The sequence below is a fragment of the Sphingomonas sp. 320_CC genome (genome assembly GCF_059691795.1).
On the sequence record NZ_JCAWAE010000002.1, the window covers coordinates 436,099 to 460,351 of the forward strand.

29 protein-coding genes are annotated in these 24,253 nt (G+C 56.3%); 12 read left to right on the forward strand and 17 right to left on the reverse strand.

The features are described from left to right. Positions 1 to 58 precede the first annotated feature (58 nt). The 11 genes from AC59GX_RS08905 to AC59GX_RS08955 all read right to left on the reverse strand — a co-directional run bounded on the left by AC59GX_RS08905 (position 59) and on the right by AC59GX_RS08955 (position 7,277). Positions 59 to 250 carry a DUF6771 family protein gene (locus AC59GX_RS08905; protein ID WP_497301487.1) on the reverse strand — a complete coding sequence of 64 codons (192 nt, stop codon included), beginning with the start codon at positions 248 to 250 and terminating at the stop codon, positions 59 to 61. Then, positions 250 to 462, reverse strand: a complete 213-nt coding sequence (locus tag AC59GX_RS08910; RefSeq protein WP_497301489.1) for a hypothetical protein — start codon at positions 460 to 462, stop codon at positions 250 to 252. Before AC59GX_RS08910 ends, AC59GX_RS08905 begins: the two co-directional genes overlap by 1 nt. Before the next feature lie 385 nt (positions 463 to 847). Further along, on the reverse strand, positions 848 to 1,222 hold the full coding sequence (locus AC59GX_RS08915; RefSeq protein ID WP_497301491.1) for a hypothetical protein: 375 nt from the start codon (positions 1,220 to 1,222) through the stop codon (positions 848 to 850). Positions 1,223 to 1,332: 110 nt separating this feature from the next. Next, positions 1,333 to 2,502 carry a site-specific integrase gene (locus AC59GX_RS08920; RefSeq protein ID WP_497301492.1) on the reverse strand — a complete coding sequence of 390 codons (1,170 nt, stop codon included), beginning with the start codon at positions 2,500 to 2,502 and terminating at the stop codon, positions 1,333 to 1,335. Positions 2,503 to 2,755: 253 nt separating this feature from the next. Beyond that, complete coding sequence (locus tag AC59GX_RS08925; RefSeq protein ID WP_497301494.1) at positions 2,756 to 4,165, reverse strand: VapE domain-containing protein; 1,410 nt, start codon at positions 4,163 to 4,165, stop codon at positions 2,756 to 2,758. Between the two features lie 531 nt (positions 4,166 to 4,696). Next, the gene (locus AC59GX_RS08930; protein ID WP_497301495.1) at positions 4,697 to 5,041 is read right to left on the reverse strand and encodes a hypothetical protein; all 345 of its coding nucleotides are present in this window, start codon (positions 5,039 to 5,041) and stop codon (positions 4,697 to 4,699) included. Between the two features lie 10 nt (positions 5,042 to 5,051). Further along, positions 5,052 to 5,441, reverse strand: a complete 390-nt coding sequence (locus AC59GX_RS08935) for a hypothetical protein (RefSeq protein WP_497301497.1) — start codon at positions 5,439 to 5,441, stop codon at positions 5,052 to 5,054. An 81-nt stretch (positions 5,442 to 5,522) separates the two neighbouring features. Continuing rightward, positions 5,523 to 5,930 carry a hypothetical protein gene (locus AC59GX_RS08940; RefSeq protein ID WP_497301498.1) on the reverse strand — a complete coding sequence of 136 codons (408 nt, stop codon included), beginning with the start codon at positions 5,928 to 5,930 and terminating at the stop codon, positions 5,523 to 5,525. A 105-nt stretch (positions 5,931 to 6,035) separates the two neighbouring features. Continuing rightward, positions 6,036 to 6,524: a hypothetical protein gene (locus AC59GX_RS08945; protein WP_497301499.1), complete on the reverse strand. Its 489-nt coding sequence runs from the start codon at positions 6,522 to 6,524 to the stop codon at positions 6,036 to 6,038. Positions 6,525 to 6,537: 13 nt separating this feature from the next. Next, positions 6,538 to 6,906: a DUF4177 domain-containing protein gene (locus AC59GX_RS08950; protein ID WP_497301500.1), complete on the reverse strand. Its 369-nt coding sequence runs from the start codon at positions 6,904 to 6,906 to the stop codon at positions 6,538 to 6,540. A gap of 2 nt (positions 6,907 to 6,908) precedes the next feature. Then, entirely contained in the window at positions 6,909 to 7,277 is a 369-nt protein-coding gene (locus AC59GX_RS08955) for a hypothetical protein (protein ID WP_497301502.1), read from the reverse strand. Positions 7,278 to 7,390: 113 nt separating this feature from the next. On the opposite strand from AC59GX_RS08955, the gene AC59GX_RS08960 reads away from it, so the two are divergent. Both AC59GX_RS08960 and AC59GX_RS08965 read left to right on the forward strand, forming a co-directional pair. Further along, on the forward strand, positions 7,391 to 7,618 hold the full coding sequence (locus AC59GX_RS08960; RefSeq protein WP_497301503.1) for a helix-turn-helix domain-containing protein: 228 nt from the start codon (positions 7,391 to 7,393) through the stop codon (positions 7,616 to 7,618). Between the two features lie 451 nt (positions 7,619 to 8,069). Then, positions 8,070 to 9,413: a site-specific DNA-methyltransferase gene (locus AC59GX_RS08965; protein ID WP_497301505.1), complete on the forward strand. Its 1,344-nt coding sequence runs from the start codon at positions 8,070 to 8,072 to the stop codon at positions 9,411 to 9,413. Here the strand turns inward: AC59GX_RS08965 and AC59GX_RS08970 are convergent. Then, entirely contained in the window at positions 9,366 to 10,310 is a 945-nt protein-coding gene (locus tag AC59GX_RS08970; protein ID WP_497301506.1) for a hypothetical protein, read from the reverse strand. The genes AC59GX_RS08965 and AC59GX_RS08970 overlap by 48 nt on opposite strands. A 56-nt stretch (positions 10,311 to 10,366) precedes the next feature. Here AC59GX_RS08970 and AC59GX_RS08975 point away from each other — a divergent pair, with 56 nt between their 5' ends. Next, entirely contained in the window at positions 10,367 to 11,005 is a 639-nt protein-coding gene (locus AC59GX_RS08975) for a DNA-3-methyladenine glycosylase family protein (RefSeq protein ID WP_497301508.1), read from the forward strand. Positions 11,006 to 11,974: 969 nt separating this feature from the next. Here the strand turns inward: AC59GX_RS08975 and AC59GX_RS08980 are convergent. Continuing rightward, positions 11,975 to 12,949 (reverse strand): DGQHR domain-containing protein, encoded by a 975-nt coding sequence (locus tag AC59GX_RS08980; protein ID WP_497301509.1) that lies wholly within the window; start codon positions 12,947 to 12,949, stop codon positions 11,975 to 11,977. Between the two features lie 198 nt (positions 12,950 to 13,147). After that, positions 13,148 to 13,795, reverse strand: a complete 648-nt coding sequence (locus AC59GX_RS08985; RefSeq protein ID WP_497301511.1) for a hypothetical protein — start codon at positions 13,793 to 13,795, stop codon at positions 13,148 to 13,150. A gap of 358 nt (positions 13,796 to 14,153) precedes the next feature. On the opposite strand from AC59GX_RS08985, the gene AC59GX_RS08990 reads away from it, so the two are divergent. From AC59GX_RS08990 to AC59GX_RS09020, 7 genes are all read left to right on the forward strand, one after another. Next, positions 14,154 to 14,897, forward strand: a complete 744-nt coding sequence (locus AC59GX_RS08990; RefSeq protein WP_497301512.1) for a hypothetical protein — start codon at positions 14,154 to 14,156, stop codon at positions 14,895 to 14,897. 335 nt (positions 14,898 to 15,232) lie between these two features. Next, on the forward strand, positions 15,233 to 17,848 hold the full coding sequence (locus tag AC59GX_RS08995) for an AAA family ATPase (RefSeq protein WP_497301514.1): 2,616 nt from the start codon (positions 15,233 to 15,235) through the stop codon (positions 17,846 to 17,848). A gap of 371 nt (positions 17,849 to 18,219) precedes the next feature. Then, the gene (locus AC59GX_RS09000) at positions 18,220 to 18,441 is read left to right on the forward strand and encodes a hypothetical protein (protein WP_107955482.1); all 222 of its coding nucleotides are present in this window, start codon (positions 18,220 to 18,222) and stop codon (positions 18,439 to 18,441) included. Then, positions 18,441 to 18,632 (forward strand): DUF6771 family protein, encoded by a 192-nt coding sequence (locus tag AC59GX_RS09005; protein ID WP_497301515.1) that lies wholly within the window; start codon positions 18,441 to 18,443, stop codon positions 18,630 to 18,632. The genes AC59GX_RS09000 and AC59GX_RS09005 overlap by 1 nt, the downstream gene beginning before the upstream one ends. Positions 18,633 to 18,982: 350 nt before the next feature. After that, on the forward strand, positions 18,983 to 19,216 hold the full coding sequence (locus tag AC59GX_RS09010) for a YozE family protein (protein ID WP_497301517.1): 234 nt from the start codon (positions 18,983 to 18,985) through the stop codon (positions 19,214 to 19,216). A gap of 107 nt (positions 19,217 to 19,323) precedes the next feature. Then, positions 19,324 to 20,151, forward strand: a complete 828-nt coding sequence (locus AC59GX_RS09015; RefSeq protein ID WP_107955480.1) for a hypothetical protein — start codon at positions 19,324 to 19,326, stop codon at positions 20,149 to 20,151. Beyond that, on the forward strand, positions 20,148 to 20,651 hold the full coding sequence (locus AC59GX_RS09020; protein ID WP_107955479.1) for a hypothetical protein: 504 nt from the start codon (positions 20,148 to 20,150) through the stop codon (positions 20,649 to 20,651). The genes AC59GX_RS09015 and AC59GX_RS09020 overlap by 4 nt, the downstream gene beginning before the upstream one ends. On the opposite strand, the gene AC59GX_RS09025 is transcribed toward AC59GX_RS09020, so the two are convergent. Then, positions 20,642 to 20,776, reverse strand: a complete 135-nt coding sequence (locus AC59GX_RS09025; RefSeq protein ID WP_497301519.1) for a hypothetical protein — start codon at positions 20,774 to 20,776, stop codon at positions 20,642 to 20,644. The two genes, AC59GX_RS09020 and AC59GX_RS09025, sit on opposite strands and share 10 nt — an antisense overlap. A gap of 220 nt (positions 20,777 to 20,996) precedes the next feature. Between AC59GX_RS09025 and AC59GX_RS09030 the strand changes: the two genes are divergently transcribed. Further along, positions 20,997 to 21,257: a hypothetical protein gene (locus AC59GX_RS09030; RefSeq protein WP_497301520.1), complete on the forward strand. Its 261-nt coding sequence runs from the start codon at positions 20,997 to 20,999 to the stop codon at positions 21,255 to 21,257. Positions 21,258 to 21,273: 16 nt separating this feature from the next. Then, positions 21,274 to 22,104 carry a hypothetical protein gene (locus tag AC59GX_RS09035; RefSeq protein ID WP_497301522.1) on the forward strand — a complete coding sequence of 277 codons (831 nt, stop codon included), beginning with the start codon at positions 21,274 to 21,276 and terminating at the stop codon, positions 22,102 to 22,104. A 175-nt stretch (positions 22,105 to 22,279) separates the two neighbouring features. On the opposite strand, the gene AC59GX_RS09040 is transcribed toward AC59GX_RS09035, so the two are convergent. Then, positions 22,280 to 23,086 carry a DNA adenine methylase gene (locus AC59GX_RS09040; protein WP_497301523.1) on the reverse strand — a complete coding sequence of 269 codons (807 nt, stop codon included), beginning with the start codon at positions 23,084 to 23,086 and terminating at the stop codon, positions 22,280 to 22,282. 152 nt (positions 23,087 to 23,238) lie between these two features. Further along, positions 23,239 to 24,144 (reverse strand): phage portal protein, encoded by a 906-nt coding sequence (locus AC59GX_RS09045; protein ID WP_497301724.1) that lies wholly within the window; start codon positions 24,142 to 24,144, stop codon positions 23,239 to 23,241. Positions 24,145 to 24,253 lie beyond the last annotated feature (109 nt).

A 24,253-nucleotide genomic window follows, 5' to 3' on the forward strand; every position in this document is an offset into this window, starting at 1 on the left:
CCCAAGCCGAAGCCATACCACCTACGCGTGAGAAACATGAAGTCAGTTTTCGGCCTAATCAAAGCGGCAACGCAAGCTGCCCCGTCTCGACATTCAAAGGCTGATACAATGCACTGTAGAAGTGCTCGGCAACCTCGCGTCGTGCATCCGCCCTCAGCCGCTCCTGCGGCACCGTAAGCCCCACGAGAGCCCAGCCAGGGGCCTGCTCGATCAGGTCCGCAATCCGCTCGGCGGTAAACACACTCGCCATCAACCGAACGCCATCACATGGGGCGACAGACCGCGTTTAGCGAACTCCGCCTCGATTGGCGCCAGCAAGCTTTCGGGGCCGTCCTCCATGCACTGAAAATAGACCGTCTGCATCTCGGCTGGCCGCAGCTCGGGCAAGATCTCCGCGATCAGATGGTGCGTCTGAGACAGCGGTTCAGCGCCATTGCGCATCGACTCGGGTGCGTGGCTCATGAGAACAAAGGTGAAACATGCTAACCCTGGAGTCAACATCCCACGCCGCGGTCGAACGTTCACCGTCCAGCGATTATGCCTGATGCGGACGAACTGCAGCCGCCTACCCACGTGGGGGGGGGGGGGCGTAAAGGCCACGTCGCCTCCACTTGTGCCGGTGGCGAGGTTTCGGTGTCTGGTGGACCTTGCAGATCACGAGAATCGAATGCTTGCCCCGCTCGTCCAACCAATCGGCGCATACGAGTCTTCCGGTACGTGCCTATGTTAGACACGCCTGCTGCCGACCCATCACCGCGCAACGATGATTCACCATCTAGCGAACCTGAAGCGGGTAGGCGGCACGAGCATTCAACCTGTGGCCGATCGGATGCTCGTGCCCGAGACGTTAGGAAAGCAAGCTGTACTGCTTCTCCGCGTCGCGACGCCAGTTAGGCACTTTCGACTTCCCAGCAGAGCTGTTGCTCAGAACCGCTCCGACGTGCCCGCGGCTAAAACCAAAGGTCATCGACGTTGCGATGATGGCGCCCGCAGAGGTGAAACCCGCCCCGATGCATGCCGTGATGACATTAACGAGCCGCTCGTTGTCGTTCGCGTCGGCGCAGGCTTCGAGCATTTCCTCAACTCCCACCCCGAAGTTCGCAAATTCTTTGTCGGACATCCGTCCTGAGATCATTGGCTTGGTCGCCATCGGCCTAACCGCACGGTCGGGGATGGCGATATTCCAAGGGGAAGTAGCCTTGTTCGTGTCATTCATTTTCATCGCTTTCAGATATGGTTATTTGGCGACCCGACGGGAAAACCAAAAAAATTTAGGTAGATGCCCCGACCCACACACCAGCAGCGCGCTAGCGAATGGATCGGGGTGGAGGTTTAGGCGGCGGGGCTCCAATCGATCTTCTGCTTCGCCGCGCCCGCCTCGACCGCAGCAAGGAGGGTATCGTTGGCTAGGTGCGAATACCGCTGGGTGGACTGGTACGAGGCATGACCAAGCACCTTCCCAACAGCGAACAGGTCGACGCCGCTATTGATCATGAACGACGCCGCTGAATGCCGCAGATCATGTATCCGCAGATCGTGCAGCCCCGCATCGTCCCTCGCCTTCTGCCAAGCGTGCTTGATCGTCGTAAAGGGCCTGAGGGTATCGGGGTTGGGCAGAAGATACTGACACCGGCCGACCCGAGGCAGCTGCTCGATTATGGCGATCGCCGCCTGGGAAAGCGGCACGTGACGGGACTTCCCGGTTTTGGATGTCGGGATAAGCCACGCGCGACGTTCGAGATCGACGTGCTGCCATTCAGCGTTGAGCAGCTCGGATACGCGCGCACCAGTCAGCAGGAGCAAGCCGACAATGGCAGGAAGCAACGTGTTGCGTGATGCCGCCACCGCTTTCTGCAGCCGCCGCGCCTCCTCTACGCTCAAGAAACGCTCTCGTGCATTATTGATGGCCGGACGACGAATTCCGACGACCGGGTTGCGAGTGACGCCGGCAGTGCCCCAGGTCAGTGCGAGCGAGAAGGATCGACCGAACGTCACCCGAATCTTCTCGACGGTTGCGGGTGCCAGCCCCTCCCCCGCTTTCAGCGCCAGCCATTGTGCGACGTCCTGCTGTCGAATCTCCGTCAGCCGAACCTTCCCCCAGCGCGGCAGGATGTGCCTGCGGATATACATTTCTGTTGTGTCGTAGCTCCGCTGGTAGGTCTTCGCGTGGGCAAGGTGCATAACCGCCAGCTCCGCGTAAGTCGGGACAGCTTTGACGTCCTCCTTCACCGCCGCAGGATCTCCCCCTAAAGTAATCGCCGATCGCAACCGTTTCGCCTCCTTGCGGGCTTGATCGAAAGTAATGTCTCCGAACACACCAATTTTGTGCTGGCGCTGGCGATCATGTTTGTCGTTGTAGCGCATGTAATAGGTCTTACCCCCAGAGGATCTTACCTCCAGGACGAAACCGGTTGTTATCGTATCGTAGAATGTTTCCTTAGATTTGCCTTCTGGGCAGAAGGCGATGAGGCAGAATGTATTATCGAGCTTTGCCTTAGGCATGATTTTGTTTCCTTATTTGTATGCGTAAACCGCGATCGCCCTAGAGAGGCAGAGAGCGACGGCAGCGACGCGGTAGGCAGCAGTGCCCGTTCGACCGAAACGTCGCTGAGTGGCCCTGCATGGATGCCTATTGGGTACATCCAATTGGCAGAGCCGCGAGCGAGGCTGCCTTCCGAGTGCGGGCAACAGTGGGGGCAGGGGGAGGCAACCAGCTGGAGTAGCCGCCTCCGTCCCCAACAGTACCGTCGCAACGCTAAAACGCATCTCCAACGGGAGGCTGCTTCGGTCCCATGCGCGGCGTCAGCAACGTTTCGGCCCGCTTTAACGGGACACGCCACTTGTCTCCGCCCTGGACCCGCCTTGGTTCGCCGCAAAACTCTCGCAGCACCGCGCCGCAATCCTTAGTCTGAGGATTGGTAGGTACAGCGATCCCAAGCCGCCTCAGAAGTTCGCTAGCGGACATATATCCATTCCCAGCATCTCCGGCCAAGGATAGATCCAGAGCATCCAAAACGATGTCGCGTATAGAACTAACCGATCGGTAGTTGAGATTACTGGCAGTCAGCAAAGCTTCCTCGCTCTCCGACAACCACCATTCACTCCCGTCCCGATACCGCACAGCAAGTTGTGCGTACACTTGCTGCATATCTATTGTATGGTTGTAATCCAGGCTGGCGACCGGGATGGTCCAGAACCGGCTGTTGCCGGTTTCGTCAACCAAGAAGTTTTTATGGTTGACCGTTGCAAAGCAAACTGTACGCCGCCCATACTCTGACTCCGTTCTCGCGTAAGGCCTCCTTATCTTGTCAGCGTTTCCGGTAATAAAGCTTTTCAAACGAGCAACATCTCGACGAAACGAACTGTCGAGTTCGCCGATTTCAACGATCCAGTGGGTAATAGCTGCCAAGACCGAGTCTTTGTTGCCAGCATCGAGATGATGCCCTAACTTCACAAATTGATCTCGCAAGCCGGGATCTGATACGAGCTTCATCCCCCAAGTGGTTTTACCGATACCTTGGCCACCTTGTAGCGTCAGGACGCCACGCGCATAAAACCCATGCTTGCTGAGCGCGGCGGCTACGAGGCTGAGCATCCACTTCTCGATCAGAATATTTTTTAGGTCCACCGAGAAGCCGTCTTGGGCAACAACCGTGCCGCAAAAACCCGCAAGACGGTCGCACCCGTCCCATGGGACTGACATAATCCAGTCTTTAACCGGGTTATAAGCGTTCCGATCACCAATGGCTTCAACGTACGACGGTATCTGCCCAACGGATAAGCCATGCAACGAAGCAAGGCTTATGATCGCCGTTAGCGTCGCGTTATCTCGATTATCGGCCGTCCCTTCATGATTTGGCACGAGGATTTCTATCCTCTTTTTAATCTCGTTGTATCTGACGGTAATTTTGAACCCTTTAAGTATATGCTCCAAGTTTTCTATGGTTGTCGGCAAATATGTCGAAGCTCCAACGGGACAATCGGGAAACTCACTTGCATCCAAGCGTCGATCGATCTTCGACACTCTGCCCGTTACCTGCCGTCCGATTGCGAGTGCCTGTGACGCCTCGGTCATAACGATTTGATCCTGAGCCACTTGGATCGGCACGGTTTCAGCATCGCTGTTATCATTAACTATATCCGCAGCGCATACACGCTGGGACACATTTGGGGTTCTAGCTTGAACGCTATCCATAAAACTCTCACGGCTTTCGGCTGCGAAACTGGGTCGAGCCGAGTTCAAATTATGTAGGGTGAAAGCTATTAGCAGTGCGCGGGTCCACATCCGCCGGAGCGGACAATTGAAGAGGGCGCTTAAAAAGCTAATAGTGCCGTGGCGATTAACCGGTCCTCATCGGGACAGCGACTAGCCAACGCGGATATAATGCTCAGAGGACCGAAAGGTTCATGCCGCGCGAAATTCTGATGGTAAGCGCATGCCAACTGTCGATGTCGCTGTGATGTGTGTACGGTGAACGGACCTATCTGAAGCGGATGCTACCGCATCACCAACCGCCAAGATCTTAATCTGACCGCTTTCTCGGCGCGACCCGCGCTACCGATGGAGGGACGAAGAGGCAGTTGCCGGTTAGCGCAAGTGCGGCTGCCGTCGGTGAGCGGTAGCGAAGTTTCGTTTTTGGCTCCCCCTCCCCCCACCGAGCCCAGTTGCTGCTAAAACCCTGTTGATGTCGCCAATCTAGCGATGGCTTGGGTTGCCGCCCCCTCCCCCCACCGCCGGGAGTACGGCACCATTCGTTTGTTGACTGATCTGAACGCGAACGGGCGGAGGCGTGATCATTGACCGATCGCGCTTCAGCATCATCAGGATGAGCGTCAAGCTGGCAATCCAGATGCATCCAACCGGGTGCGTCTTTAGAAGGCCGGCAAGCATGCCGAAGGCGAGCAGGCCGAACGTCTCAGCCGGACGAAGCAATATCCCAGCGACCAGGCCGATCAAGCCGACGACGAGCAGGACTGATAGCGCCGCCTGAAGAACGTTAAGGACGATCCCAGCGAGTAGCAGCATGCCAATGATTTTCATGGCTTGTTCCTTAATTGGTGTGCGCGTTGCACAGAGCAAGGAGATCGGGATCGACCCCTTCGGCATCCTCAATCAGTAGGATGTACGCGAAGCCGGAATCACCTACCGTCACGATCATCTCGAACCAGCCGCCCTCGTCTTGCAGCCAGTCCCAGAAGGGGTGGAAGGCCGTCGATCCGAAATGGGCACCGTCGATGGGGCTGGTTGTCGGATAAAGCCCGATCTCCCGCATAATGACGGCGGCAGTATCGCCCGGTTGGACCACGACAATATGCGTCAGGGAACCCAACCCGGCGGCTGCGTAGTGGATAATCCGGGTAGTCAGTAGATCGCGTAGGTGGGAACTGATCGGCAGTGCCAAAGCGGCCTGCATCGTTGCTTCATCGTGGAGTGAGAGCATGGTGGCTTCCTTCAGACATAAAAAAAGCACCCCGAAGGATGCTGCGATGCCGCTGGATGCGGCGGGTGTTGGTTGGACCAGTCAGGATGCGTAAGATTTGCAGAGGGCCAGAAGCCGCGGATCGACGCCCAGCTGGTCAGGGACGAGCAGAATGTGCCCGAAGCCATCGTCGGACAGCACGAAGGCCAGTTCGAAGTAGCCGACGTGACGCTCGATCCATTCCCATGACGGGACGAAATCGGAATGGCCAAACGCAACGCCGTCCACGAGGTTGATGTCGACGGGGAACCCGAGGGCCGCCTTTACCTCTATCATTCCGTCTCCCGCCTCGACGGCGTAGAAGTGGGCAAGGTCGCCGAGTTCGATATCCGGTTCGGTATCGTCTGCCAGCTGCGTTGCGCGGATAGCGAGGAGGTTGCGCAGCCCCGGATCAAGCAAGGTGTTTTGAATGGCGGCCTCAGCGGCGGCGCGTGTAGTAATTGACAGCATATATTATCTCCTGATTTTGTTCATAAAAAAAGGCCCCCGCGAACTGATCGCAGATTCCGTTGGGCAGATTGATAATAGTTACTTTGTTGTCGGTGCCGCCGCCGGTCAGAACAGCTTTAGAGACTTTCTCAGCTTCACGGTTTCAAACAGTGTTGGATACTGTGCATGAACTTCCCTGTCGTACTTCTCATTGGCGACGGTCATACGCCAGAGACCGAAGCCCAGGATTATTATGCCGATCACGGGATTTAGGATCATAGCTATCACGCCCGCACAAACTGGCCCGATGAACATCCAATTCTCTTTTGGCGTCCAGCGCTTGCGAGACTCCGACTTGAACATCTTTTGCACTTCGGTTTGCTTCATTGCCTCAAAGTCGGCCAACGGCGTCGGCTCTTGAACTAACGCTAACCCATCTCCGTCCCTCTTTAGCGTCACGCCATCAGCCGCCGCTTGGGGAGACAGCTCGTTGAGAACGACACCCATGTCCGCTTCATGGGCAGCTTGTTTCTGCTCTTCGACGGCGACCTTTTCATATTGCTGCTGGCGCTCCAGTTCAGCCCTTCGCGCGGCAACGCGTGTACTCATGTCCATGTTATACCTCCGCTTATTCGTTTGAAATGATGGCTGCGATAGCGGCGGCGCCGAGACCCAGCCCGAGCACGCCAGATGCGGCCCTACGGCCAGTTCGCTTGGCACCGTCCTCCGCTGCGATAACGTCGTCGATGACGCGGGCAGCACGGGCCTCCCGTTGACCCTCGGGGACGCGTCGTTCGAACGTGACCATCAACGTCTCGCGATCGCTGGTCAGCATGTAGCGTTGCTGGACCTTCTCCATGAACACCATGCGCCACCCTTCGGCAGCCAGGGCATTGATGTAGGCCTGGAGCACCGCTGTCTCGATGCGGCCATCGCCCAGCAGCACAGAGCTTATCGCGCCATCGGCTACGTCGATGACCTTGTACTCGTACTCCATGCTCAGCGCTTCCAGTTGGCTTCGGCGAACGCACGGCAGGCGGTACGGGCCTTGATGATGTTGCGGCCGGTCGAGACACGGATGGTCTGTTCGTTGATCGGCTCGATCTCGCGACCGCGGGTTTTGGCTTCATCGTAGGCGCGGGCCGTCACAAGCGATCGGCACGCCACCATCAGAGCAGCAGCCTCAGGGACGAATTGGTAGCGTGAGTAACGAACTTCGACGCTGAACCCCTTGGCAGTGTCCTTGAGGGTGAAGTGGGCGTTCTTATCGGCAACCTCGGTCAGAGGATGAGATACGTCAGCGGGATGGGTGCAGCCTGCGAGGGCGGCGAAAGCGCTGACGGTCAGCACTGACATTTTGACGTTCATGTTGTTCTCCCGTTGTTGTTGAAAGGATCGTTCCCCGCCTCGATCGGCAGGGCAAGCGAAATTGACACGATTGGTCTACAGACCCAGACGCGGGTCTCCGGTCACACCCAAGTATGGATGTGGTGCAGCTTCTCGGCGCGAACGTGCGCCATCATCGGAGGCTGAAGGGTATGTCGCAGGAGCGGCTAGCGCTCGATGCAGGTATGGAACGTAGCTACGTGAGCGACCTTGAACGCGGCACGAGGAACCCGTCTGTGCGAGCACTGGGGCGACTGGCGGACGCGCTTGGGATCGAGCCGAAGCTGCTGCTAGAAACGCCCGTAGGTGGACCTTCCATATAAGATACCCCGATTTGCTCGCGAACGCCTCGTACACCGAAGCTTCGATTAACTCGCTCGCCTTAGAATCTACCCCTTGATGTATCTGCATCAAGAAGTTCATGAGGAACGGTGCTCTATCTCACCGAAACCGAAGTCCGACGTATCGAGAAGATCGCGACCATCGCGGAAGGGCTGCAACCGGGCGGCTACACTCTGCCGGACCTATGCGGCCCCGAATGGCTTCTACTCAAAGAGTCTAATTCATTCAGCCGAAAATTCAAAAGGGCTGTTCAGGCGGCATGGCGCGGAACATACAGTTGGCCGCTAAAAAGGGGCCCAGAGACACGCTTGTTTACCTAGTCTGCCCAGGTTTGGGGAAGTGAAATAGCTCTCAAATTTGAATTGCGTTCCCGAGGCGTTCTCCTCATAAAGCCGCCTAACTGGTTACCGGAAAAATGGAGCGCGAGCGAACATGGCAACAGGAATCTCCGCGAAGGAGCAACTTAGCAAAGACGCGTTGACGGCCCATATACCGCACCGGGATCCCCACCCTCTGCCAAGCGGCGAGTTCGAGCCCTTCCTGTCCTACGATAATCGCCTCGGTGAGGCCGCAGCACTCGAAATCGTGCCTGGGTCCTTTTCGCGACTGGAAGGCAGCGAGTGGGGAAGTGCTTCCTTGGAACCGAACGCGCTAGCATTATGCGACAATCTCATGGGCCTCAGCGCGCTCGCGCAGTCTGGCCAGAAAGCACGCTTGATCTACCTAGACCCTCCCTACAATACCGGCTTCGGGTTTCAGTCGCGTAATCTTCAGCACGCGTACAAGGATGATCGCTCGACGGCGGCGTACGTAGAGTTCATGCGCCGGAGACTCATTCTCATGCGTGAATGCCTCGCCGACGATGGCTCCATATATGTTCATATCGGTCATCAGATGCTCGGTCATCTCAAAGTTATTTTGGACGAAGTGTTCGGATCGAAAAACTTTCGCAACATAATTGCACGTCGAAAGTGTTCATCAAAGAACTTCACCTCTAACAGCTATTCCAATATCCACGATTACCTACTGTTCTATACTAAGAGCGGCGACTACGTCTGGAATCAGCCGGGCCAGAAACCGACTGAGGAATGGCTTAACAAGGAATACACGAAGGTGGACGCGGAAGGCCGCTTTAAACTAGTGCCTGTCCACGCTCCAGGAACCCGCAACGGTGAAACTGGACTGCAATGGCGCGGGAAAAACCCGCCGCCGGGAAAGCATTGGCAATATGCTCCATCGAAGCTGGATGCGCTTGATGCGAAAGGTCACATTCATTGGAGCAAGACCGGCAATCCCCGCCGCAAAGTCTATTTAACTGAAGACAAGTTGGTACCATACACGGACCAGTGGGATTGTTTTCGTGATGCCCATCATCAAAGTATTGCAATAACCGGATATCCAACTGAAAAGAACATCGACATGCTGCGCATGATCGTCGGCGCAAGCAGTAATCCAGGCGACCTTGTCTTGGATCCATTTTGCGGCTCTGGTACAACACTTGCTGCTGCGGACGATCTTGGCAGGAAGTTTCTTGGCTTTGATGAAAGTTTCGTAGCTGTGCAGGCTACACTCAATCGCCTACGCTTCGGCGCGAAGGCGATGGGGGATTACGTGACTCGCGAACCCGCTGAAGAGCGACAAGGAACCCTTGGTGCATTATTCGACACCCCTCAACGAGTGGAGAACGTAGCGCCTGAGCGCGATTTCAAATTTATCGTAGACAATGAATTACTTCGCGACTTTCGCAAGGAGATCGAGCACGTCGCGGAAGTCTGACTTCTCTTCGCTCGTCTCACGCTCTCCCTTCAGCCACTCCGGTGTGACGCGTACCTTTGCCAATTTGAGGGTCGTCACCCGGACATTGCCATCCCACTCACCGTCAATATCGCAAGCTTCTTTCCAGGTGTCGTTATGCCCTAGGCCCGGGCCATCTGCGAGAAAGACAATGCGAAACGCTTCGCCGCTCCGCTGGCAGAACTGCTTAGCTTTCTCGACCTTCGACCAATTGCCGCCCGTGCGATCGTCCGACTGGGCCCCGCCCCGCGTGGCGTCGTAGCGGGCGAAGCCAACGGCCAGAACATCATCCCCGCTGCGGATCACGAAGTCGCAAGGATAACCACCGACAAAGCTGGTAAACACGCTGCTAAGTTCGACATCCCGGCCTGCGCGGCGCGGACCTTCGATCGTAAGTTCGCCGGCGAACTCTGCTTCAAACCAATCGAAAAATTGCTCAGTGAGGGCGTAGCCCGACTGGCCACGAGTGTCGTATTCGCCGATCAGAGCGGCAAGCGTCTCAAAGTCGCCCGGTCGTAGTTTTTCGAACTGTTCACGAAGCTTGTCTATGGGTTTGAACGTCGCGCCATAGCTGTTTACAAGTTCGGCCGTAGACACCTTGGTTATCTTTTTGCTCATTTCGGTGTCCAGCACCGGTGCAACGCAGCGACGGAACATCTTCAACATAGACATACGAGTATCTTTGTTCACCTTCGGTGAGCGGATACGTTCCAGCAGATGCGCAGTGCTTTTCGAGGTGGCGATCAAATCACGGAATTTGCTGATGTCGCTCTCGTACTTAGCGTAGCTCTGTTCAAGAATTTCGGGAAACCGGATCGCTGAATCGATGGGGGTAATGATACTGCTAGGCACTTCAATGTTGCAGAGATACTTCGTCATTTCGCCCCCAGGAGATACGTTTTCCTGGATGTCCGGTTACGAAGGATGAGAGTCAAGTGATCGAAGCACAACGACAGGCCGCCTATCATCATCTGAGGGTGCAAATTCCGATCATGGCACCCCTGATTTCGGCTACGGGCGAGTTGCCTATTCCAGGCTCGCAAAGGCGCTCCGTGGCGGCCGCCCTCGTCAACATAGTCGCAGGTCAAATGCTCTCCAGATCAGCCGCAAAGACGATCCTAGGCCGAATGACGGCTGCCGCGGCGGGTGCTGGCGTCGAGCATCTCTACCAATTGGGCTATGATGAACTGAAGGCCAGCGGATTGAGCGGCAGGAAGGCTCGCACGATCGCAGCTATCAGGGATCTGGCCGAAAATGAGCATGAAAGGTTAGAAAGTTGGCGTCGGCTGTGCTGGGCCGATCTCCAAAAAGAAGTTTCAAACGTCTGGGGTCTTGGCGACTGGTCAGCGGCAGTGCTGGCCATCTTCGACTTTGCGCAGCCTGACGTATTTCCGCTTGGTGACGGAAGCTTAGCCAAAGCGATGCGATTGATCGAGCGACACCACATGAACGACGGCAACGCGTTTCCACATGAACGAGGAACGCCCTACGGAAGTTATTTGGCAATCACACTCTGGGCTGCTTTAGACAACGGACATCTAGTCGCTGCTAGGCACGAGGTGACATCAATCTAGCTTCGCGCGCCTCAGATAGTTCGCACAGCCTTGCTTTGATACTGATTTGCCTACTGTCGATCGCCGAGCGATTTCCAACGACGAAGATCGGGCAAACGAACTCAAGAATACTGTGCAAGCCAAAAACGACCTTACTTGTTCATCATTGGACTTTGCAACGACCGGCAGACTAATAGTGTCGGGGTTCGAAATAAATTGAGAAATAACTTTATCTGATAACTTGCTACTTATTGACTTCGATAGAGAATAAGGATGCCACGCACCGTACCCCTGCCGATACTGAAGAACGTTCCGGAACCGTGAAAGCCAATTGCCTCCATTCGAACCATGAAGACTAAGTATCTTTCTGATGTCCCGTAACCTGCTCAGGAACATCTCTCGTTCTACATCGACTACAATTACCGCTTTTGATTGCACCTCCAATCCCTGCAAAAACGTGATGTAACTAAACCATAGCGCCTCATGGGAGCCACCTGCTGACATAGACTCGAAGTTCATTTCGTTGTTCAGGCTGTTCCAGCTAATTTGGTACAATCCGCCAAGTATCTTCCCAATACTACCGTTCATGCCATATAGTTTGGCCGTTTCATAAACCTTAGCGGCGTCTATAGCATCTAGGTTAGCGCAACTATGTCCACATGTGCGCATATGAGCGTGAGCAGCGAAGAACGCGGCATAATATAGCTTGATTAGTAGCCATGCCACAGACCTCGGGGATCGTTGTATTTCAGAAATACTAGCAATGGACTCACAGCAGCTGGCCGCCGTACGATCAGCAGTAACGGCAAAAAGCTTAGTACCGAGCTGAGTATCGCTGAACTGAATTGTGAAACTTCCCGAAGAACGGACTTCTTTTACGTAAAACTTCGACTCTTCTAGCCATGACGTAATAGTCATCCGAGGGTCGGACTTAACACCCGTAATACCAGGTATCCAAAACCGCTGCGCGGAACTCAGAAATGCCGACATCTAAAGCGAGAACTTAGGCTTAAGTGCATCCTCTAATATGTTAGAAAACATCTTGGGGCTATTTCCGGCCTTGGATAGCCTCGCGTGATTCAAACGCTCCACCATAGGAGAAACGATCTCGAAGAAATTTTCTTCGGTGTAATCCTTGCCAAATCGCTCTTGCACGCGCTGCGTAATCGAGGGAAAAGTAATCATTAGCCCGCGAAATGTCGTAGGGTCGACAATGGATATTGGCTTGTCGTGTATTTGAAATGCCGTGATAGCCGAGCGAATAAAACTCGCCAGTATTTTATATACTTCTGTGGTCGGCAGCGACGATACGATATTCAGGAGCGGCCTAACGCCATTGTTGAATGTAACGCGGGAAATGGAGCCTTTTTTCTTTGCACTCGGGCTCATGAGCCCTAGCAATGGACTATCTTGCGACTCATGAAATAAATCAAACAGGCTGCCGAGGAGTTTCTCTTGATCATCCTCATAATCTGCTAATTTTTTGATATCCAGCAATAACTCGTTAGGTACGGGCCGCTGCTTAGTATTTATGTCGATGAAAAGGCGTGACTCTTCAGCCTTTGAAAGGCCGTTGAATATGATGACAGGGACGCGGAGCTCAGACTGCGCTAAAGCGAAGCCATACACGCGGTGCTGCCCGTCGATTATTAGGAAGCTTTTAGGCATCTCGGCAAATTGTATTGTCTTTCCGCGCTCGAGAATATGAATTTCAGCTTCGGGTTGAGCAGAAAGGATTATCGCATTTGGGATCATACCCAGACCCGTATCAATGTAGCTCGCGATATCTTGAGCCCGCTTTCGGTCGAGAACGCGCTGGAACCCTTGTAGGGCATCCTCTTCTCGTGTCGTCGCGTAACACGTGCGGGCCAAAACGTCCGACGGTATTGTGAGGGAGTAAAACCGATGAGGCCCCTGTGTTACCTGGCTCACGGAAAAGCGAAGGTTCTCAGGCTTAATGCTCATATCGGTCCCGCTGGTTAATGCGTTAGGCTAGCAGTAGGGCGGGTATGTGAACAGGCGAAAACATAGAGGCTAGTAGGGGTCAGGCCCACTTCCCCCTACCCAAGGCGCTTCACGGCAACGCATCCGAATGACCTGTAGCCTCAGCCGCCGCCGTTACCCCGTGGAAAGGCCATGGCGAGGTGGCGGCACTTACAGGTGTCAGTCCCGAACCCGTTGCAACTTCGCAGACGCGCTTCCGAGTTCGACCTCTAGCACATCCGCCTTTGCGTCCAAGGCCCTCGCCTGGAAGTCGAACGGCTCAACGTCACTCGGGTGATAGATGAACCGATAGCTGTTCGGTCCACCAGCTTTCATGACGAACGAAGCAAGCCCCTTGCTGTCGGCTTCTCGCTCGACGCTCACCTCCCCAATGACCGGCCCCTCTTCCAGCCTCGTCGCGTTCTCGCCGCGGCTCATGTAGAACAGCCCGGCGGCGTTGGGCCACGTCACCGCAAGGCCTTCAGCGGGCGAACCGTTCGGTAACTGCGCAACGACTCGCAAGGCGACACTTAGGTCACGCGTAGGCGCCCCGGCCAGCTCCAGCTTGACCGGCCCAGGCTTGTTAAAAATGTGGATTCTGTCGCCGCACACATCCCAGGTGCCCTCCGCGCGGATGCCCACACTGCCCCCGACGCTGTAAACGGCGGTGCTGTCCGCATTCAGGCTGACGTCGACCGCGATGCCCTCTTCTTCGAAGTGGTACTTGCCCACGAGAAGCTGCTGATCGGGTACGAACACCGTTTGAGACGATGCGGGGGCCACAGCCAACAGTCCAGCCAAGGCAGAGGCACAGATCAAGCGAAGCATAGCCACGACTTCCTACCCAAAGCGCCCCACGTAGGACCCAAACGAATAGCCTAGCTAGACCGCCTCCCGTAGGAAACATGCTGCTGACCAACGTTAAGTAACTTAAAGAAGGTTGGTGCCGCTTACAGGACTCGAACCTGTGACCCCCGCATTACGAACGAAGCCGTTAGCCCGGACTTCTAACGTTCTTGCTTGGGAAATTCTAGAGCCGCGCACCATGTAGCCCGCAGAAATCCGCGATCGAAAGCGGACTGCACCGGAAACGCACCGGAGGCGACACCATCGACATCGAGCCCCGCAATCCCGGCTCCAGCGCCGGCCGATTGCCTGCCATCGACTTCCTTCGGGAGCCGACACGATGTCGAATTCACTGCCCGCCGCCACGCTCCGCCACGTATCCTCCGGCGCGAGCAATATCGCCCGCTCGTTTAGCGAAGTAACCACTGGCATCCGAGACCGCGCACGCTCCGGTCAACCAGTACGGCGCAACAGTCAGAATGCGGGCGGCGCGGAAGTCGCGCTATGGCGAGCGCACAATATGTTTTCCGCCACGGAGCATAACGCACGCATGCGCGCCGCGGAGGAATTCGACCACGAGACGAAGCTACCCGGCAAACGCAATGGCGCACTGGGCGCGATCGGGCTGGAAATCTTGCGGCTCATGCTCAGGATGCGCGGGCGGAAGACGGGGCGTCTCGATCTCAGCTACCAACAGATTGCCGACAAGATACATCGGTCACGCAGCGCCGTGGGCGACGCACTCGATCGTCTGAAGAAGTGCGGCTTCCTCGACTGGATCCGGCGTTGCCAGCCTATTGAGGACGCCCTGCCCGACGAGCAGCAAACCGAGCAGATCCCGAACGCATACATCCTCCTCCAGCCCCCGACCGTCCGTGAGTGCGTGAGGCGCATGCTGCGTCGGCCGAGTGAGTTCGTGCGCGCCGTCGCGGAGAAGCTCGCGCGGCAGAAGAAGATCGATACCGCGACGGTCGACGACGTGATTGCCGAAGTCCAGAATCCCGAGCTGCGCGCCCTGCTCGCTAAGGTCCGCCTTTCTGTTGATAGTGCAAATCCGTTGAGCGGTCAGACAGAAGCCCTGTAAGATCTAAATATAAAAGGAACGCCTATGGCGTGCGCAGTTTGAAGCGCCACCAAGCCCCCGAGGCCCCGAACCCAACGGGCTCAACATCCAGCGACCGCTGGCGATCGTGCCGGCTTGCGCCGTCCCGTGCATCCTGGGGAGGATGCGCAAATTCGGTGCCACTTCGTAACGGTAGTTGTGCTCGCTGCCGGGCGCAGCAGCCTCGTAGACCTACGGATTGGCCCTAACGTGGGTAGCTCAGCATGGCTCGGCTCCGCCGCTGCTAATCTAGGCAACCAAGGTAAATTGACGACGACACTTATCCCGCTACGATTTGTTCCTAAGGGGACATTCAAATGAACGAGATCGCAGATCAAATAGGCGAGATAACGCAGCCGCCGGTCGACCAACCCGCGGTAAAAACGATTTGGGACGAACTCGACACTTGGGGAGCGACGCTCTGCAACTGGCAATTTTACATCATCTCGCACGCGGTCAGGGACGGGGTTCTTAGCGACGAAAAAGTCAACGAGGCTTACCGGCTGTATTTGCGCGAAAAGAAACTTGACGATGGAACGAGCGAGCTGCCGGAGGTTCCAAAAACAGTATCCGGTCGCACGCTAACAGTGGGATCGCCGCTAATACTTACGGCAATGCGGTCCCTTAAGAACGTCAACGCAATACCCGAAGATGCTCACATCACTTTCGGTCCAAAGCTTACCATTATATACGGGCACAACGGCGCCGGGAAAAGTGGATTCGCTAGAGTTCTCTCATGCGCATGCTTCAGCCGATCTTCCTCGCGTATATTCCATAATATTTACGACGAACAAGCCTGTGAGGCGGCAGCTACGGCACAATTCGTCATTCACCGAGGAGACTCGTTAGACGTTCCAATTGAATTCACAGACGGCGATGAACACGATGACCTTAAGCGGGTTAGCGTCTTCGATTCGTCAGTTGCTCAAGTCCATCTGACTAAAGAAAACGCGCTTGGCTTTCAGCCGGCTGGGTTCGATGTTTTCGACGAGGCAATTCGCGTTCTCGGCTTGATAAGCGGTAAGCTGATTGCTGACGCGGATGCGAAAACCCGACCGAACAAATTTGGCCAGCTTTTTGCAGATCCAGGCATCGTTGCCGAGAAAATCGCGAGCCTAACGCACAAGTCGGATGTTTCAGATCTTCGAACACTCGCGATATTTGGCGATGACGAGCAGCTAAGGCTCGATGAGGTTGGTCGACAGGAGCACGACCTCCTTGCAAAATCACCGACTGAAATGATCCGCGGACTTACGGCAGCCATGACGGATATCGCAAATTTACAGACGAAAGTAGCTTCCTTCGCGGGCAAGCTAGGCGAACCGAGTTGCAATACGGCCCGATCCCTGATGGCGCGACAGAAGACCGCCCTCCTCGATGCGGTTAAGGCGGGTGCTGAAACTGTATCTCATCCTGCCCTAAGCCGCACCGGCTCCTCGGACTGGGACAATTTCGTTTTGGCGAGCCGAACATTGGGCAAATCTGAAAGAGAAACGTACCCCAGCGAAGGCGATCCATGTCTACTCTGCCACCGCCCACTCGATGAGCCTTCGGCCGCCCTCATAAGTAGGATGTGGGGCTATTTGGATCATGATGCACGTGCCGCGGCGGTCCGGGCCGATGGACAAATCGAACAATACGTCGGACTACTCCGCCAGCTTGAGTGCAGCCTGCTGCCCGTCGAAAGTCGGGCACGCGCCGATCTTGCGAAGGTCGATCCGGGCCTCGTCGCCGAAATGGACACGTTAGCGGCAACTCTAGCAAGCCGCCGCGCCTCAATCATCCTAGCCCTAGAAAAGGGTGACCCTGACCAGCTGCCCTCAGCCGATCTGACGCTTCCGTTGAATAGCCTGACAGAGGCAACCAGTAAGATTGCGACGCAGTTGTCGGCGTTGCAAGACGGCAAATTTCAAGATCTTCTAAATCAGCTTAAAGCTGAACATATCACGCTTCGACAGCGTCAGGTTCTAAGCAAAAATATCGACGATGTTGCGCAGTATATTTCAGATCTCGCTTGGATTGATGGCGCGCAGCGTGCCAAACCAAGCCCCCGGTTCATCACGGATCGGCAGAAGATTTTGTTCGAGAAACTTATCGAGGGAAACTATAAAGATCGCTTGGCTAATGAGTGCGAGCTTCTACTATGCTCCCTCCCTGTTGAATTCAAAGCACGAGGTAGCTCCGGCAAGACCCTCCGCAATTTGAAGGCCAAGGGTGGCCGCAAGCCAGAAGATATTTTCAGTGAGGGCGAACAGAGGGCGTTATCACTTGCCGACTTTCTAACCGAAGTTAATTTGAATCCCTCGAGTGCTGCAATTGTTCTCGATGATCCAGTGACCTCCCTAGATCACATGCGGAAACGAGCAATTGCAAAGCGGTTGGCGCAAGAAGCTCTGGTTAGACAGGTGATCGTCTTCACGCATGACTTAGTGTTCCTCACCATGTTGTCTGATATGGCGGATCAGATCGACTGTGAGACCATGGGTCACTGGGTTCAATGCCTCGAAGGCATCCCAGGATGCGTAGCAATCGAAGAAACACCGGCTAATAGCAAATCTTATAGAAAAACCACCAAAGCTAAAGCTTGCCTGGCTTCTGCTAAGTCCTCGAGCGGAAACGAGCGGGCTGATTTTATAAAAGCCGGTGCTGGCGCGCTTCGCCGTACCATTGAAGTAATCGTTGAACTCGACTTTTTAAAAGGAGCAGTGCAACGCTGGGACGAACAGATACGGCTAGGAGCGCTATCCAGAATTAATTGGTCGAATGATATAGCCGACGAGATCGTGTCGTTGCAGGATGAGACATCTCGCTTTCTAGAAGGCCATTCAAACTCAGACGAATTTACCGGCGGTATGCCGGAGGTGGACGATCTCGAAAAACTAATTATTCGCGTCGACGCTTTCATCAAGAACGTAAAACCTGAGCGAACGTAACAGGGCGTACCGTTGTACGCAGCACCAGTCCGGCGCTGCGTCGACGCCGCTTGCACGAAGTTTAGGCCCCGCCGGCACCAACCCACCGAGAGAGCGATTGGTGCACCGTACTGCACCCAAATTTCTGCATGTGATTGAGCCCTTCCGGCTAGCAGTTCCACGCAAAATCTATCGTTTCGAATCTGCACCTTTTACGACACGAAAAGACCGCGGGCGAGGCGGGGGGAAAAGCGTGTTTCTCGGGGTCGCAGGTTCAGGGGGTGGCGGGGCCGGCCTCGTCGATTTTGTAATTTTCTTTTGCGTAATTTTGTTGCGCCGGCCAACCCGGCCCCCCGCTTGGCGTTCCCTATCTGTTCCGCTATAGCATCGGCATGGAACACGCACCCGAGTCGATGCGCCACGGCGCACAGCCCTTCAGCCAGACGCACAACCTGATCGCTGAGATCCTGCCCGACATCCGCCCATGCGAGATGCAGACGATCTACTTCCAAGCGATGGAGGATGGGCCGGAGACGCTACTCGCGCCGATCGAGGCGGAGTTCGCCCGTCGTGGCCTGTCGCCGTACGCAACCTACTCAACCGACTACCTCTGATGGCTGGCATGATCACGGCAGAACGGATCGCCTCGTTAATCGAGGACGCCCCGGCCTGGGCGCTGATCGGTCTTGCCGCGCCAGGGGAAAGCCTGCGGGCGGCTGCTCAACTCGAAGTCGCGCAGCATGTTTATAGCGGTCTATTTCAGCCGATGAACGCCGAAGCGACACAGATTCCCTTGCCTTGGTGATCTGTGGGCAACGCGCGTTTCAGGACGCTGGGCGACTTTGCCAAACATGAAGCGAATGTCGGCGCTGTCTGTGGTCATTGCGGACGCAAAGGCGTCGTACATCGAGACGTTCTCGCCCGCTGGTGTTTCCTCAAGCGGGTAAACAGCGCGGTCGAGAACCTGCCGCGATACCTACGCTGTTCGAGATGCGGCGGCCGGCCGAACAGGATCGTGCCTACGCCGCTGCCGCCATCCTTCCCACTATACGGTCGGGACGAACGGCACTGGAAGCAGTTCGAGCGAAGGTTACGAGGTTAGACCGACGACATGCGCCATGTCGGAACACGCTACGAGATCGATGGAGGATACCGATGATTGGTGACCACGAACAACATGACGCACCGGCCGTGTCGTTTGGCGCCTGGCTGCTAACCCAGCGCGATGCCGGTGGCTTCGTCGGGCAACTCGCCAATGCCGCGGCGATCGACCGCGCGTTCCCGAGATCCGGTGACGTCGACGCGGCACGGAAGTGGCTGCAGGCGAACCGCGCCAGTGGCGATGACTGGGAAGCGCTGGAGGATGCCGAAACAAAGTGGATGGGGTAAGCAACGCCCTTATCGCGATCTGGCTAGGTTGATCCAATCTCGACTGAATCGCGGAGGGGCTTTGACGATGACGTGCGGCCCGCATAGCCTCCCCAGAGGGGGATCATATGCCATTTTTCGAACAGTTACGGGTTTCACTTGCACGTGATGAGGTCGGGCCGCTGCTGGAAGCTATCAAGCATGAGGAAAGCTACAGATCACGCCGTGCGTTTCTAGAAGCGGCATTCTCTAAAAGTCACTCGTTTCTGCACAGTAAAACTGGGAAGGCGTTCGACTTTTCTCCAATCGAAATCGATGGCGATTACGTCGCTGGGATCTTCAAGCGGGGCAAGCCTGTCTCTCTGCACGATCATGCTCTTCGCCCGTATAATGCAGAAAATTACGAAGGCGCGTTTGTTTTTATCTCCCTTGCCAAGGATCAGTTAGTTTGGGCGCAGTACAACCATAAGGTTGGGTCCACACGATCGTTGCTGGAGTCGTACTTTTCGTATCTGTCTGATAAGACAGATGTATCTGACTGGCAGGTTTATGTGGAGTATCTGCATGATGAGCGCGAATACTGGACGGTCATCGACGAGAAGGTATCCGAAATTGCGAAGATTACCTTTACGTTCATCCCGCCCAACGCCCTTAGCGCCGATGATGAAATCTATAATTTGATCAAGGCAGTAAAACAGGAGGCAAATCCTGATATTCAACAGCACGTGTACAAAGCCGAACCTGGAAAGATGAAACCGAACACCGAGCATATGAACGCAAGCGCTCGCATCGCTATGGCTGGCGGAGGCGATGCGGATGTGAGGGACCGGGGAGGGCGAGTGCTCTACTCATCCGCTCACGCCCGTGTTACACGGGAGGTGCCGGCGGATGAAATGCCGACTCCGGACAACGCGCCGTTAATTCAAAGAGTTAGGGACTGGCTTTTTAAGAAATGAAGGGCAACCGCGCAAATATTTGGCGTATTGGTATCCTCTTCGCATCCATCGCAATTGTCGGTGCGCTGAGCATCAGTAGGCCTGCCGTTTTCGCGAAGAACCGGTTTCTACAGGCTTTCATGGGGCCGGACATGGTGTCTGTCCTCATTGTGATGCTGACGATCACGTTCGCATCAGTCGCGAATATCCATTTGTCGATAACGCGCATGGTAGCTCTTGCCCCGGACCGCGCCGAAGCGGCGGGGGCCGCTGGGCGTGCGAGGGCACAGTTAAACACGAACGCCTGGACAATCTTTTGGGCGTTCGCGGTTTCGCTCCTGTCACTCATAGTGAACGGTGAGTATCCTAAGGACGAATTGGTTCAGTCAACCACCACGGGGGTATGTCTGGTCGTTCTAATCCTGAACGGGCTCGTTATGCACGACATCTACCGTTCCATATTCTTACTTGTGGCTAACGAGCCTCAAGGTGCTAGCGACAAACCAGACGATTATTCCTGATACCGCGCCGGCCGGCTACCCGTCGCCGGCAGGACGCGGCGTTTCTCGATCGCGACCGGCACGGCGAGGAAATGCTCGCGCGCCTCGCCGTCCCAGCTCGCAGGTGCTGCTGGATCGCGCCCCACTTCGCCTCGGCAAAGCTATCCCGCCACGGCCCTCGCGGCTCACCAAACACCGTCACGCGGTGTTCGCTCTTCGGGTCGGGAGTGATCCCCAGCTGGCCGCAAGCCAGTCGCCTCGCAGGGCGGGTAGCCGGGCGGGCGGATTCACTCCCCTGCCCGTCCGGCAGTTTTCCGCTTACCTAGCGGCGCCTCTCTCGCCATAATCGGCTCGGGAGGCGATTTTATGGATAATGACTATTCGGGGCCGGACGCGCAGTCCGTGCCGATTGGCTGGTTTCGCGAAGCAATCGAGGTTGCGCAGCGCGCCGCACCGGGCGGCTATGAACTAGCTATCCAGCTATTCGACAACGGGTTTGAGGTCGTAGCGCGCTCCGGCGATCGCACGGCGACCGAACGCTTGACGTTCTTCGATATGGCAATGGAGGCTGAGCGAGGAAATCCTTTCCTTCTTCATATCGGGCGTGCCATCTCGGCTATCCGCTAAGTCTGGAGGCTCCGCAGTGGCACTCAACATCAGCAAGTTCTCTGAAGATTTGGAGGGCCTAATCTTGCGGGCTTTCCAACTCGAAGAGTCGATGATCCTCACTTATTTGGGGAAGGAAAAGTTTCGCGAGCGGGTTCGCCCAGCGTTTCAAAAAGAAGAAAACGCAGACGAAACCATTGATAAATATGTCAAGGAACTACCGGAGTTTAACACCGGCTATCAGTCTTGGTATTCCGAGTCACTCGTGGTGGTGAGACAGTTAATTCCGGATCGCCTAGACGATTTCGTCAGCCATTATCAGAAGCCTCGAACTCGAAAAGATATTTCATTTGAGAACTATAAAATGCAGGATTATCTGCAGGGGCTTCGCGTAACACGCGGCGGCGGATCTGAAGTGGTTGTAGATCAGAGCGCCGGTATTCCGCAATTTCAGCAGCAACGTGCTATCTTAGCGTCCGCGAAGGCGCGGTTTACGAGTTCTCTCTTTGAGATTCGTCAACTGGTCCAAGCTGATCTATTTGATTCTGAAATTGAAGCCGCGCGTGAGTTGCTCAAGAACAAGTTTTTGCGCGGCGCTGGAGCAATTGCTGGAGTTGTCCTCGAAAAGCACCTTCGGCAGGTTTGCGACAATCACACCGTCAAAGTCGCAAAGAAAAATCCCGGCATTGCAGACCTCAATGATGCCTTGAAGAATGCTAGCGTTATAGATGTACCCCAATGGCGGCAGATTACGCTGCTGGGCGACTACCGGAATCTATGCGACCATAACAAGGCTAAGGAGCCGACCGTTGAGCAGGTGACGGACCTGCTAGATGGCGCAGACAAGGTAATTAAGACGCTCGCCTAGCAATCCACGCCGATCGAATAATCGGCTTCACGGCGGGCGCTACCGCCGCGACGCTTGCCAGTTCTTCTCCCTCCTGTCGAGGTTAGCCGTTACTAGTGTGCGGGCGGCATAGGCGCAGACAACACAGTCCAGCGCCTCCGCTCGCATACGGGGCGGCTCGACGCCGCCCCGGCCGTCATCGTGGGTCGAAGTTCGAGATAATAAGCTCGGCTGCTTTCACGGCCGCCCCAGCGCCGACCGTGTACGTCGTATCAGCCTCGATCATGTGGAACGCGGTGAACGTCGCGCGCACGCCAGGCGTATCGTTGATTGACAGCAGGAACTTGCCCTTGATGCCAGCGAGCTGCGCCGCGAGCTGGTCGAAGTCCGCGCGGCCGAACACGTCCTGGCCATAGTCCTTTTCGCAACCCCAATAGGGCGGATCGAGATAGAACAGCATGCCGGCGCGATCGTACCGCCGGATGAACTCACCATAGCCCAGCTGCTCGATCGTCACGCCGGCAAGGCGCTCGTGAATGTCAGCCAGCAGCGGCTCCAGCTTTGTGACGTTGAACCGGGCACCCTGGCTCTTGTCGACGCCGAACCCACGTCCCGCAACCTTCCCGCCGAACGCCAGCTTTTGCAGGTACAGGAACCGCGCTGCGCGTTCGAGATCGGTCAACGTCTCGGGGCGCTGCGCCTTCAGCCGTTCGAACTCTGCCCGGCTGGCGATGCGGAACCGCAGCATGTCGATCATGTAAGGGTAGTGCCGTTGCAGCACGCGGAAGAACGTCGCGACGTCGCCCGACACGTCGTTGATGACCTCGACCTTCGGCCGCGATCGGCGGCGAAGGAAGACGCCGCCCATCCCAACGAAGGGCTCGGCATAGCCGTCATGGTCGACGCGCTCGATTATCGCGACCAGGCGCGATGCCAGATTGCGTTTGCCGCCGATGTAGCCGGCTGCCGGTGATACGGGCCGCACGGAGTTAAGGGTGTACATGTAGGATTTCCTCGCCTTGTAGAGATCCCGCCCACGCAGATCGCGCGGGTGCGGGACGGCCGATTGGCCAATGGTCGTGGCGAGCGTGATCCTCGTCGGTTTGCCGGGCTCCACCCCGACATCCCCCGTCCGGCTATGCCGGACGTGAAAGCTTAGCTGGCTGGTGCCGGCGCCTTCCGCGGCGCGAACGCGACCGCTTCGACGCCCACCGCCTCGTTGATGTCCAACAGGCGCGCCTGAATCGGTTCGATCTCCAGCTCGAAAAACATATCAACCGCCTCGCTGGGCTTGCCGAGCGTCGAACCTTGCGCCGGCACGATGCCCAGCAGCACCGGTGGCGTGCGGTGCGCTGCCAGTACGTCGTCGCGCGTCGCGTTCTTGATCCCCATGAACTCGTCGTTCGCGCCGACCTGGGCGATCGGCAGGATCTTGATCCCGCCATCCTTGCCGCCAGGTTGGTGGACGAAGAGGTTGCGGAAATTACCCGGCCCCTTTGACCGCTTCAGCGCATCGCGGATCGCATTGACGTCGCCATCAGAGAACTCGCCGGTCGCATGTAAAATGAAACCCGCGTGACTACCGTTCAGATAGTATTTGCGGCGAAACAGGGTGGCGGCTTCATTGAGCAAGGCGGATTGCAGCGCCGAGATATACTCTGGCACACCGTAAATCTCCTGGTTGATGTCAGGCTGCATGACCTGAATCACGCTGCCGGGCCGAAACTCGAACTCGGACGCTAGGTTTTCCACGAAAAAATAACGGCCCTCTTCGATCCCGCGGCGTGTGAATTTAGCCAGGGAGTGATCGAGGCGCATCAATCCACCAAGGACGCTGCGGCGCTGCTCGACGAACCCGAACCCGAACACCAGATAATCGAACACAAGCTTTTCGAACGCGCCGCGAGACAGCCACGGCGTCGGCATGAACGACCGCACTAGTAGGTTGCGCTTTAGCAGGATCGCCGAACTGTGATGCGGGCTCGCGCGAAACGATCGGGCCAGGCCGTCGACGCTGATCGGCGGTTCGAACCACCGCCCGTTATGCGGGCACTCCAGCATATCGAGGATCTCGCGCCGGCTGTTGACCGGCTCGGGATCCCCAAACGAAAATGCTGCCACCGACGTCGACTTCTCCGGCGTCGTGACGATCGCGCCGGCTCGGCCGGCC